The sequence below is a fragment of the Streptomyces sp. NPDC020801 genome (assembly GCF_044334385.1).
In the GTDB taxonomy this organism is placed as follows: domain Bacteria; phylum Actinomycetota; class Actinomycetes; order Streptomycetales; family Streptomycetaceae; genus Streptomyces.
Genome location: NZ_JBIRST010000001.1, coordinates 837,209 through 849,357, shown reverse-complemented (window position 1 = coordinate 849,357; position 12,149 = coordinate 837,209). Strand labels below are relative to the sequence as shown.

General features: G+C 70.6%; 8 protein-coding genes. 5 read left to right on the top strand and 3 right to left on the bottom strand.

Going from position 1 to position 12,149, the window contains the following annotated elements:
- Positions 1–126: 126 nt before the first annotated feature.
- Positions 127–945: a lysozyme gene (locus ACH4UM_RS04015; protein WP_398173216.1), complete on the top strand. Its 819-nt coding sequence runs from the start codon at positions 127–129 to the stop codon at positions 943–945.
- A gap of 83 nt (positions 946–1,028) precedes the next feature.
- Here ACH4UM_RS04015 and lon read toward each other — a convergent pair whose 3' ends face one another.
- The 3 genes from lon to ACH4UM_RS04000 all read right to left on the bottom strand — a co-directional run bounded on the left by lon (position 1,029) and on the right by ACH4UM_RS04000 (position 5,242).
- A complete protein-coding gene (gene lon / locus ACH4UM_RS04010) occupies positions 1,029–3,470 on the bottom strand; it encodes an endopeptidase La (protein ID WP_398173214.1) in 2,442 nt (813 codons plus the stop codon).
- A 310-nt stretch (positions 3,471–3,780) separates the two neighbouring features.
- Positions 3,781–4,743 carry a rhomboid-like protein gene (locus ACH4UM_RS04005; protein WP_398173212.1) on the bottom strand — a complete coding sequence of 321 codons (963 nt, stop codon included), beginning with the start codon at positions 4,741–4,743 and terminating at the stop codon, positions 3,781–3,783.
- Positions 4,744–4,870: 127 nt separating this feature from the next.
- Entirely contained in the window at positions 4,871–5,242 is a 372-nt protein-coding gene (locus ACH4UM_RS04000) for a hypothetical protein (protein ID WP_398173210.1), read from the bottom strand.
- A gap of 59 nt (positions 5,243–5,301) precedes the next feature.
- Between ACH4UM_RS04000 and ACH4UM_RS03995 the strand changes: the two genes are divergently transcribed.
- The 4 genes from ACH4UM_RS03995 (at position 5,302) to ACH4UM_RS03980 (ending at position 12,039) form a co-directional block, all read left to right on the top strand.
- Positions 5,302–5,979, top strand: coding sequence for a spermidine synthase (locus ACH4UM_RS03995; protein WP_398173208.1), 678 nt, complete (start codon positions 5,302–5,304; stop codon positions 5,977–5,979).
- A gap of 122 nt (positions 5,980–6,101) precedes the next feature.
- A complete protein-coding gene (locus ACH4UM_RS03990; RefSeq protein WP_398173206.1) occupies positions 6,102–6,839 on the top strand; it encodes a response regulator transcription factor in 738 nt (245 codons plus the stop codon).
- Entirely contained in the window at positions 6,836–7,942 is a 1,107-nt protein-coding gene (locus tag ACH4UM_RS03985) for a sensor histidine kinase (protein ID WP_398173204.1), read from the top strand. The genes ACH4UM_RS03990 and ACH4UM_RS03985 overlap by 4 nt, the downstream gene beginning before the upstream one ends.
- Before the next feature lie 281 nt (positions 7,943–8,223).
- Entirely contained in the window at positions 8,224–12,039 is a 3,816-nt protein-coding gene (locus ACH4UM_RS03980) for a multifunctional oxoglutarate decarboxylase/oxoglutarate dehydrogenase thiamine pyrophosphate-binding subunit/dihydrolipoyllysine-residue succinyltransferase subunit (RefSeq protein ID WP_398173202.1), read from the top strand.
- The last annotated feature ends 110 nt before the right edge of the window (positions 12,040–12,149 follow it).

Here is a 12,149-nt window from a genome sequence, read left to right as displayed (position 1 = left end):
GAAGCACTGACTGGCATGCTCACGCCATCGCCGCCCGCAGCCCGGCGACGGCCCGCCCTCCCCAGCGCGAACCGGGCATGCCCGCGTTTCCCCCCACCGAGCACCACCGAGCTTCGGAGGCACGTCATGCCCGTGCACAGATCCGGAACGGCCCGAATACGGCGGCTGACCGCCGCGGGGATCCTGCTCGCCGCGTTCTCGTTCCTCTTCACCACCCCCTCCTCCGCCGCCACCACGCCCGCCCGCGGCTCCGCGTACATGGGCATGGGCGTGGCGGCGCACGACGGCCGGGGCGGCACGCCCGGCAGCACCTACGTCACCCGGACGGAGGGCGTCGACGTCAGCGGCTACCAGGGCAACGTCGCCTGGTCCACGCTGTGGAACAGCGGCGTCAGGTGGGCGTACACGAAGGCGACCGAGGGGACGTACTACACGAACCCCTACTTCACCCAGCAGTACGACGGCTCCTACAACGTCGGCATGATCCGCGGCTCGTACCACTTCGCGACCCCGGACACCACCAGCGGCGCCACCCAGGCCAACTACTTCGTCGACCACGGCGGCGGCTGGTCCCGCGACGGCAAGACCCTGCCGGGCACCCTCGACATCGAGTGGAACCCCTACGGCGCCGCCTGCTACGGCAAGACGGCGAGCGCGATGGTCGGCTGGATCGCCGACTTCCTTAACACCTACAAGTCCCGCACCGGCCGGGACGCCGTCGTCTACACGGCCACCAGCTGGTGGACCCAGTGCACCGGCAATTACGGCGGCTTCGCCGCCGACAACCCCCTGTGGACGGCCCGTTACGCCTCGGACCCGGGGACGCTGCCGGCCGGCTGGGGCTACTACACGATGTGGCAGTACACGTCGTCCGGGCCGACGGTCGGTGACCACGACAAGTTCAACGGCGCACTGGACCGTGTGCAGGCGCTCGCCAACGGCTGACGCCCTGACCTGGTCGAACGCGCATGGTGAAGGCCCGGGCCTCCCTCACGGGACCCGGGCCTTCCCTTATCCGATGACGTCCGTCACGCCGCCACCGGAACCTCCGGCTCCGCGCCGTTCGTGGCGGGCGCGAGGGCCAGCTCCAGGACCTGGCGGACGTCGGTGACGGCGTGGACGTCGAGCTTGTCCAGCACCTCCGCCGGGACGTCGTCCAGATCGGGTTCGTTGCGCTTGGGGATGACGACCGTGGTGACGCCGGCCCGGTGGGCGGCGAGCAGCTTCTGCTTCACGCCACCGATGGGCAGGACCCGGCCGGTCAGGGAGACCTCGCCGGTCATCGCCACGTCCGTGCGGACCAGGCGGCCGGACAGCAGCGAGGCGAGCGCCGTCGTCATCGTGATGCCCGCGCTGGGACCGTCCTTGGGGACCGCGCCCGCCGGGAAGTGGATGTGCACGCCCCGGTCCTTCAGGTCGCCCACGGGCAGCTCCAGCTCGGCGCCGTGGCTGCGCAGGAAACTCAGCGCGATCTGCGCCGACTCCTTCATCACGTCGCCCAGCTGACCGGTCAGGGTCAGACCCGCCGCGCCCGTCTCCGGGTCGGCCAGGGACGCCTCGACGAACAGGACGTCCCCACCGGCGCCGGTGACCGCGAGGCCCGTCGCCACACCGGGGACCGCCGTACGGCGCTCCGCCGGGTCCTGGGCGGACTCCGGCACATGGTGCGGCCGGCCGATCAGCGGGCGCAGGTCGCCGGCGGTGACGGTGAACGGCAGCTCCCGCTCGCCCAGTTCGTGCTGGGCCGCCACCTTGCGCAGCAGCCGCGCGATGGACCGCTCCAGGGTGCGCACGCCCGCCTCGCGGGTGTACTCGCCGGCGAGGCTACGCAACGCGGCCTCGTCGATCGTCACCTCGTCCCTGTGCAGGCCGGCCCGCTCCAGCTGGCGCGGGAGCAGGTGGTCGCGCGCGATGACGACCTTCTCGTCCTCGGTGTATCCGTCCAGGCGCACGATCTCCATACGGTCGGCAAGGGCCTCCGGGATCGCCTCCAGGACGTTGGCGGTGGCGAGGAAGACGACGTCCGACAGGTCCAGCTCCACCTCCAGGTAGTGGTCCCGGAAGGTGTGGTTCTGCGCCGGGTCCAGGACTTCGAGCAGGGCCGCGGCCGGGTCGCCGCGGAAGTCGGAGCCCACCTTGTCGATCTCGTCCAGCAGGACGACCGGGTTCATGGACCCGGCCTCCTTGATGGCGCGCACGATCCGGCCGGGCAGCGCGCCGACGTACGTACGCCGGTGGCCGCGGATCTCGGCCTCGTCGCGGACGCCGCCGAGGGCGACCCGGACGAACCTGCGTCCCATGGCGTGGGCGACGGACTCCCCCAGGCTGGTCTTGCCCACGCCGGGCGGCCCGACCAGGGCCAGGACGGCACCGCCGCGCCGGCCGCCGATCACGCCCAGGCCGCGGTCGCTTCGGCGCTTGCGCACCGCCAGGTACTCGACGATGCGTTCCTTCACGTCCTCCAGGCCCGCGTGCTCGGCGTCCAGGACCGCCTTGGCGCCCTGGATGTCGTAGGCGGAGGCGCTGTCGTCGGTCCGCTCGTTCCACGGCATGTCGAGGACCGTGTCGAGCCAGGTGCGGATCCAGGAGCCCTCGGGCGAGGCGTCGGAGGCGCGCTCCAGCTTGTCGACCTCCTTGAGCGCGGCCTCGCGGACCTTCTCGGGCAGGTCGGCGGCCTCGACGCGGGCACGGTAGTCGTCGGACTCCTCGGCAGGATCCTTGCCGTTCTCGCCGTTCAGCTCGCGCAGCTCCTTGCGGACGGCCTCGAGCTGGCGTCGCAGCAGGAATTCCCGCTGCTGCTTGTCGACGCCCTCCTGGACGTCCTTGGCGATGGTCTCGGCGACGTCCTGCTCGGCGAGGTGGTCGCGCAGTTGCTGGGTGGCGAGCTTCAGGCGGGCAACCGGGTCGGCGGTCTCCAGCAGTTCGATCTTCTGCTCGGTGGTCAGGAAGGGCGAGTAGCCGGAGTTGTCGGCGAGCGCGGAGACGTCGTCGATGGCCTGGACGCGGTCGACGACCTGCCAGGCGCCGCGCTTGCGCAGCCACGCGGTGGCGAGGGCCTTGTACTCCGTGACCAGTTCCGCCACCTGACCGGGCAGCGGATCGGGCACACTCTCCTCGATCCGTGTGCCCTCGACCCACAGCGCCGCGCCCGGGCCGGTGGTCCCGGCGCCGATCCGCACGCGGCCGCGGCCGCGGATGAGCGCGCCGGGATCACCGTCGGCCAGCCGGCCGACCTGCTCGACGGTGCCCAGCACACCGGTCGTCGCGTAAGTGCCCTCGATGCGGGGCACCAGCAGCACTCTGGGCTTCCCGGGCTCCGCGCGGGCGGCGGCCTGGGCGGCCTCGACCGCGGCGCGCACCTCGTTGTCGCTCAGGTCCAGCGGAACCACCATCCCGGGCAGCACGACCTCGTCGTCGAGCGGCAGCACGGGCAAGGCGAGCGGTGTGAACGCCGTGGACTCAGCAGCCATGATCTCCCCTTCGGCAGTCAAGTTGAGCTATGCCGACTCAATGCACGTGAGCCTTCGTATGTTCCCCAACGGCTGTTCGCCCACAGCGATCAGTGCAGAAGCGGGGAGAAAACGCAGGGAGAAGGCAGGAAGGAAGCGGACGGAGCAGGCGACGAAGCGGGGCCGGAGGAGGGCCGGGAGGGCCGGGAGGGTCGAAGGAGGGCCGGAAGAGCGGAAGGAGGGCCGAGACACGGGGAAGCCGAGCCAAGGGGCCGGGGAAACGTGTGGAGGAGAACGCGTGGAGGAGCGGGAGAAATTTCCTTCCCGCGGCTCAGCGGGAGGCCGCCGGCTCCTGGGCGAGCGTCCGCTGCCGCCGGCGAATGACCGGCCACGTCGCGATGCCGAGGCCCACGGAGATGAGATGGCCCCAGCTCGTCATCGGGTCGACGAACGTGTACAGGTCCTCCAGGACCGTCCCGACGAACACCACGAGCATCGGCCAGCGCAGCCACGGGGGGAGCAGGCCGGACAGAGCGCCGACGCTGGTGGCGACGCCGAAGCTGATGCCGTAGTCGAGGCGGTGCAGGGAACTGTCGGGCAGGTCCCCGGCCAGCACCGCGAGCCCCACGGGGACCTCGGTGGCGACAGTGGCCAGCACGTGCCCGAACAGGAAGACGCCGGCCGTACGCAGGCCGCCCGTCCGGCGCTCCAGCGCGGTGAGCACCAGCAGGAAGCAGAGGGCGTACGGCGACGTCACACCGCCCGCGATCCACAGCGCACTGGCGGGCAGCACCAGCAGGGGCGCCCGGACCAGGTGCGCGACGTCCGTGCTGGAGCTCTGGTAGAGGAAGTCCATCACCGCGGGGTCGGCGTACCGGGCGATGAGCGAGGTGACGGCCAGCAGGGCCGCGTACCCGAGGGTGAACGGGGTGCCGGTGGGGCTGGGCAGCAGCCGCCAGGGGCGGAGCACGCGCAGCCGCGCGGCGAGGCGGGAGGCGGGAGGCGGGCCGGGACACGGACCGGGGGCCGGCTCCGGCCGCGTGTCCGGCATTGCCGGGGTGACCGTCGTGAGCGCCGGGATCCTCGCCGCCGGACCGGACACGGCCGCGCAGGCGGTCCGCGGTACGGCACCGGCCTCGGCCCGGGAACGTTGCTGCGGCATACCGTCCAGCAGCTGCGAGACGTCCGCGAGCCCGTTGAGTATGAGCTCGTAGTGCGCGGGCGCGTCCGGCGGAAGGGGGGCGCTCGAAGGCGTCGACGAGGCCGCGGCGTCAGCCGTCGCAGTCCGTTCCAAGGTGTGGGGCTCCTTCCGTTGCGCCCCACCCTTCGTGTCACAGGCGCCTCTGTCTATGACCGACGCCACCCGGCAGTCGATTCATAGCAACCTATTAAGTTCTTCGAAGTCGTGCCGGGTTTCCTCATCACGGACGCAGCAGCCTCACCTCGCGGAGGCGGGCGGCCTGGGTGGCCGGGGACCAGTCGCCCGTGCAGTAGACGGACACCTCGCTCAGCGCGCCGTCGCGAAGGTCGGCACGGAGCAACTGGACCAGTGCCGCGATGTCCTCCTCCCGCAGCGGCCCGAGAGGCAACGTGCGTCCCCGGCGCAGCAGTTGGGCACGGGCCCAGGCGCGGTCGCGCCACGCCGAGTCGCCGTCCCGGGCCGTCGCCAGGAGCAGGACGGGCGCCGTGCGGGCCGCGTCCGCCCGGCCGCCTGCCTGCTCGCCGCCTGCCGCCTCGCCGCCCGGCCGGCTGCTTCGAGCGTGGGCACGGTCGGCGGGCGGCGCAGGACGCACCGCGCCCGTCATCCGTAATTCACGTGGCCGTACAGGTCCGTTCGGGCAGGATGGTCCCCATGACCGCCTCGTACGACACTCCCGTGGTGCTGGACCGTCGCGAGGGTCCGAACGGCGAGGTCGTACTGCGTCGGCACGGCTCGCTGCTGCAGATCATCGCCAACGGCTGTTTCCTGATGGACACCTCCGACGGGCGTTCCGAGCGGCTCCTCGTCGACGCCGCCCTCGCCGCGCTGGACGGCCGGCCCGGGCCGGGCGTGCTGGTCGGCGGACTGGGCGTCGGCTTCTCACTCGCGCACGCCGCGGCCGACCCGCGCTGGGGGCGGATCACGGTGGTCGAACGCGAACCCGCGATCGTCGACTGGCACCGCGACGGCCCGTTCGCCGGGCTGACCGCCGACGCGTTCGCCGATGCGCGCACCGAGATCGTCGAAAGTGATCTGACCGACTACGTCAATGAGACATCCGCCACTTTCGACGCGCTGTGCCTCGACATCGACAACGGCCCGGACTGGACGGTCACCGAGGGGAACGAGGGGTTGTACGCACCGGCCGGACTGGCAAGCTGTGCAAGGGTGTTGAACCCCGGCGGGGTGCTCGCGGTGTGGTCGGCGAAGCCCTCTCCGGAATTTGAAGGAACCCTACGGAATGTCGGGTTCCAGCAGGTGCGCACCGAAGAGATCCCCGTTGCCCGGGGCGTTCCGGACGTCGTGCACCTCGGCATCCGACCTGGATAGCAAAGGCGCGGTGACTCCCCGTACGCTGCTTTCCTGACGCCGATCATTCAAGCGTCAATCGCAACCATGCGCAGTCAAGGGATCACCCCACGGATTCCGGAAAGCACACTCAGGGGCGGGCGATGGAGCAGACACACACCGCGCACAACGGCACGACGGCCACCCCGGGCGCCCAGCGCCGGGTTCTGGTGGTCGAGGACGACCAGACCATCATGGACGCCATCGCCACCCGCCTGCGCGCCGAGGGATTCCTCGTGCAGACCGCGGGCGACGGGCCGGCCGCCGTCGACACCGCCGAGGCCTGGCAGCCCGACCTGCTGATCCTCGACATCATGCTGCCCGGCTTCGACGGTCTGGAGGTCTGCCGCCGGGTGCAGGCGCAGCGGCCGGTGCCGGTCCTGATGCTCACCGCACGGGACGACGAGACCGACATGCTGGTCGGGCTCGGGGTCGGCGCCGACGACTACATGACCAAGCCCTTCTCGATGCGGGAGCTGGCCGCGCGCGTGCACGTGCTGCTGCGCCGCGTGGAGCGGGCGGCGATCGCCGCCTCGACGCCGCGCAGCGGCATCCTGCGCCTGGGCGAGCTGGAGATCGATCACGCGCAGCGCCGGGTGCGGGTGCGCAGCGAGGACGTCCACCTGACGCCGACGGAGTTCGACCTCCTCGTGTGCCTGGCGAACACCCCGCGCGCGGTGCTCTCGCGCGAGCAGCTGCTGGCGGAGGTGTGGGACTGGGCGGACGCCTCCGGCACCCGGACCGTGGACAGCCACATCAAGGCGCTGCGCCGGAAGATCGGCGCCGAGCGGATCCGCACGGTGCACGGCGTGGGCTACGCGCTGGAGACGCCGACACCATGAGCGAGGGGCCGGCGGCGCGAAGGGACCCCGGGGAACCCTGGGGCGGCGTACGCCCGTTCTCGATCAAGACCAAGCTGGGCGCGCTGGTGGTCATCTCGGTGCTGATCACCACGGGTCTGTCGATGATCGCGGTGCACACCAAGACCGAGCTCCGCTTCATCATGGTCTTCTCGATGATCGCCACACTTCTCATTACGCAGTTCGTGGCGCATTCGCTCACCGCGCCGCTGGACGAGATGAACACGGTGGCCCGCTCGATCTCGCACGGCGACTACACCCGCCGGGTGCGTGAGGGCCGCCGCGACGAACTGGGCCACCTGGCCCAGACGATCAACGTCATGGCCGACGAGCTGGAGGCGCAGGACCGCCAGCGCAAGGAGCTGGTGGCGAACGTCTCGCACGAGCTGCGCACCCCGATCGCCGGCCTGCGCGCGGTGCTGGAGAACATCGTCGACGGGGTCACCGAGGCCGACCCCGAGACCATGCGCACGGCCCTGAAGCAGACCGAGCGGCTGGGCCGGCTGGTCGAGACGCTGCTGGACCTCTCCCGCCTGGACAACGGCGTGGTGCCGCTGAAGATGCGGCGGTTCGAGGTGTGGCCGTACCTGTCGGGCGTGCTGAAGGAGGCCAACATGGTGGCCTCGGCGCGCGCGGGCATCGCCTCCGGGTCCGGCAGCCACACGCGCACCGACGTCCATCTGCACCTCGACGTCTCGCCGCCGGAGCTGACCGCGCACGCCGACCCCGAACGCATCCACCAGGTAGTCGCCAACCTCATCGACAACGCGGTCAAGCACAGCCCCCCGCACGGCCGCGTGACGGTGAAGGCGCGGCGGGGGCCGCAGCCGGAGTCGCTGGCGCTGGAGGTCCTGGACGAGGGGCCCGGCATTCCGCGCTCGGAGTGGCACCGCGTATTCGAGCGCTTCAACCGGGGGGCGGTGAGCAGGCCGCACGGCCCCGGCAGCGACGGCGGCACCGGACTGGGCCTGGCGATCGCCCGCTGGGCGGTGGATCTGCACGGCGGCCGGATCGGGGTGGCCGAATCCGAGCGCGGCTGCCGGATCCTCGTCACCCTTCCAGGACTTCCCTCTGTGCCAAGTTGACGTAAAGTTCGATCCGGAACCACAAGATCCACGACCGTCCGCGCAGACGGACACGTGTGATCAGGCAGGGGCCTGCACCTTCGAGGGGTCAGGCCCTGCTCGCGCCTTCCCATTCACCGGCGAACCACGCTTGTTTCCCGCCATTTCAAGCCCCGAAACACAGCTTTCGATGTGACTTACACGACGAAGAACCGGCCCGACCTGACCTTCACGGTCCTGGAGGCGTAGCCTTTATTCCCGCTGTCCATCACCTTGTGAAGCGGAAGAGGGCGGTTGCCGCCGTGTCGCCACAGTCCCCCAGTAACTCGAGCATCTCGACCGACACCGACCAAGCCGGGAAGAACCCCGCGGCCGCGTTCGGTCCCAACGAGTGGCTCGTCGACGAGATCTATCAGCAGTACCTCCAGGACCCGAACTCCGTAGACCGCGCCTGGTGGGACTTCTTCGCCGACTACAAGCCGGGGGCCGCTGCCTCCGCGGCTCCGGCGGGTACGGGTACTGCGGCCGCGGGGGCCGCAGAGACCCCCACCACGGCTCAGGCGGCGCCCACCGCCCCGGCCCGGCCCGCGGCCCCCGCCGCGCAGGCCCCGGCCGCCCCGAAGCCCGCCGCCGCCCAGGCCCCGGCGCCCGCTCCGGCGAAGCCCGCCGCTCAGGCTCCGGCGCCCGCGAGGGCCGCCGCCCCGGTGGCCGGGCCGGCCGCCAAGGCCGCGCCCGCCGGCGAGGCCGCCGCGGGTCCCGAGTTCATCACCCTGCGCGGCCCCTCCGCCGCGGTCGCCAAGAACATGAACGCGTCCCTGGAGCTGCCCACGGCCACGTCCGTGCGCGCGGTGCCGGTGAAGCTGCTGTTCGACAACCGCATCGTCATCAACAACCACCTGAAGCGGGCCCGCGGCGGGAAGATCTCCTTCACGCACATCATCGGCTACGCGATGGTTCAGGCCATCAAGGCCATGCCGTCGATGAACTGGTCGTTCGGCGAGAAGGACGGCAAGCCGGCCCTGATCAAGCCGCCGCACGTCAACCTCGGCCTGGCCATCGACCTGGTGAAGCACAACGGCGACCGCCAGCTGGTCGTCGCGGCCATCAAGAAGGCCGAGACGCTGAACTTCTTCGAGTTCTGGCAGGCCTACGAGGACATCGTCCGCCGCGCCCGTGACGGCAAGCTGACGATGGACGACTTCACCGGCGTGACCGTCTCCCTCACCAACCCCGGCGGCCTCGGCACGGTCCACTCGGTGCCGCGCCTGATGCCCGGCCAGTCGGTGATCATGGGCGTCGGCTCCATGGACTACCCGGCGGAGTTCCAGGGCACGAGCCAGGACACGCTCAACAAGCTCGGCGTCTCGAAGGTCATGACGCTCACGTCGACCTACGACCACCGGGTGATCCAGGGCGCCGCCTCCGGCGAGTTCCTGCGCCAGGTCGCCAACCTCCTGCTGGGCGAGAGCGGCTTCTACGACGACATCTTCGAGGCGCTGCGCATCCCCTACGAGCCGGTCCGCTGGCTCAAGGACATCGACGCCTCGCACGACGACGACGTCACCAAGGCCGCCCGCGTCTTCGAGCTGATCCACTCCTACCGGGTCCGCGGCCACGTCATGGCCGACACCGACCCGCTGGAGTACCGCCAGCGCAAGCACCCCGACCTGGACATCGTCGAGCACGGCCTCACCCTGTGGGACCTGGAGCGCGAGTTCGCCGTCGGCGGCTTCGCCGGCAAGTCGATGATGAAGCTGCGCGACATCCTCGGCGTGCTGCGCGACTCGTACTGCCGCACCACCGGCATCGAGTACATGCACATCCAGGACCCCAAGCAGCGCAAGTGGATCCAGGACCGCGTGGAGCGCCCGCACTCCAAGCCGGAGCGCGAGGAGCAGCTGCGCATCCTGCGCCGGCTGAACGCGGCGGAAGCCTTCGAAACCTTCCTGCAGACGAAGTACGTCGGCCAGAAGCGCTTCTCCCTGGAGGGCGGCGAGTCCGTCATCCCGCTGCTCGACGCGGTGCTGGACTCGGCCGCCGAGTCCCGCCTGGACGAGGTCGTCATCGGCATGGCCCACCGCGGCCGCCTCAACGTGCTCGCCAACATCGTCGGCAAGTCCTACGCGCAGATCTTCCGCGAGTTCGAGGGCAACCTCGACCCGAAGTCGATGCACGGCTCCGGCGACGTGAAGTACCACCTGGGCGCCGCAGGCACCTTCACCGGCCTGGACGGCGAGCAGATCAAGGTCTCGCTGGCCGCCAACCCCTCCCACCTGGAGACGGTCGACCCGGTCATCGAGGGCATCACCCGCGCCAAGCAGGACATCATCAACAAGGGCGGCACGGACTTCACCGTCCTGCCGGTGGCGATCCACGGCGACGCCGCCTTCGCGGGCCAGGGCGTGGTGGCCGAGACCCTGAACATGTCGCAGCTGCGCGGTTACCGCACCGGCGGCACGGTCCACATCGTCATCAACAACCAGGTCGGCTTCACCGCCGCCCCGGAGTCCTCGCGTTCGTCGATGTACGCGACGGACGTGGCCCGCATGATCGAGGCCCCGATCTTCCACGTGAACGGCGACGACCCCGAGGCCGTCGTCCGCGTCGCGCGGCTGGCGTTCGAGTTCCGCCAGGCGTTCAACAAGGACGTGGTGATCGACCTCATCTGCTACCGCCGCCGTGGTCACAACGAGTCGGACAACCCGGCCTTCACCCAGCCGCTGATGTACGACCTGATCGACAAGAAGCGCTCGGTGCGCAAGCTCTACACCGAGTCGCTGATCGGCCGGGGCGACATCACCCTGGAGGAGGCCGAGCAGGCGCTGCAGGACTACCAGGGTCAGCTGGAGAAGGTCTTCACCGAGGTCCGCGAGGCCACCTCGCAGCCGGCCGTTCCGCAGTCCCCGGACCCGCAGGCCGGATTCCCGGTCGCGGTCAGCACGGCGATCTCCGCCGAGGTCGTCAAGCGCATCGCCGAGTCCCAGGTCAACATCCCCGAGTACTTCACCGTCCACCCGCGCCTGCTGCCGCAGCTGCAGCGCCGGGCGGCGATGGTCGAGGACGGCACGATCGACTGGGGCATGGGCGAGACCCTCGCCATCGGCTCGCTGCTCCTTGAGGGCGTCCCGGTCCGGCTGTCCGGGCAGGACTCCCGCCGCGGCACCTTCGGCCAGCGCCACGCGGTGCTGATCGACCGCGAGAGCGGCGAGGACTACACGCCGCTGCTGTACCTGTCCGAGGACCAGGCCCGCTACAACGTCTACGACTCGCTGCTCTCCGAGTACGCGGTGATGGGCTTCGAGTACGGCTACTCGCTCACCCGTCCGGACGCGCTGGTGATGTGGGAGGCGCAGTTCGGCGACTTCGCCAACGGCGCCCAGTCGGTCATCGACGAGTACATCTCGGCCGCCGAGCAGAAGTGGGGCCAGACCTCCGGCGTCACGCTGCTGCTGCCGCACGGCTACGAGGGCCAGGGCCCGGACCACTCCTCGGCCCGCATCGAGCGCTACCTCCAGCTCTGCGCGCAGAACAACATGACGGTCGCGATGCCGACCCTGCCGTCGAACTACTTCCACCTCCTGCGGTGGCAGGTGCACAACCCGCACCACAAGCCGCTGGTCGTCTTCACCCCGAAGTCGATGCTGCGCCTGAAGGCCGCGGCCTCGAAGGCGGAGGAGTTCACGACGGGCCAGTTCCGCCCGGTCATCGGTGACGCGTCGGTCGACCCGGCCGCGGTCCGCAAGATCGTCTTCTGCTCCGGCAAGGTCTACTACGACCTCGAGGCCGAGCGTCACAAGCGCGGTGCGACGGACACGGCGATCATCCGTCTCGAGCGGCTGTACCCGCTGCCGGGTGCCGAGCTCCAGGCGGAGATCAAGAAGTACCCGCACGCCGAGAAGTACCTGTGGGTCCAGGAGGAGCCGGCGAACCAGGGTGCCTGGCCGTTCATCGCACTCAACCTGATCGACCACCTGGACCTGGCGGTCGGCGCGGACATCCCGCCGGGCGAGCGACTGCGCCGGATCTCGCGTCCGCACAGCTCCTCCCCCGCCGTGGGTTCCGCCAAGCGGCACCAGGCGGAGCAGGAGCAGCTGGTGCGCGAGGTGTTCGAGGCGTAAGCCCGCACGACAGCACCGTGGGCCCGGTCCCGAGCTTCGTCTCGGGCCGGGCCCTTCCGCATCGGCCGCCCGTGCACTGCGTACGCTGCGTACGCTGTTGAGCAGGGCCC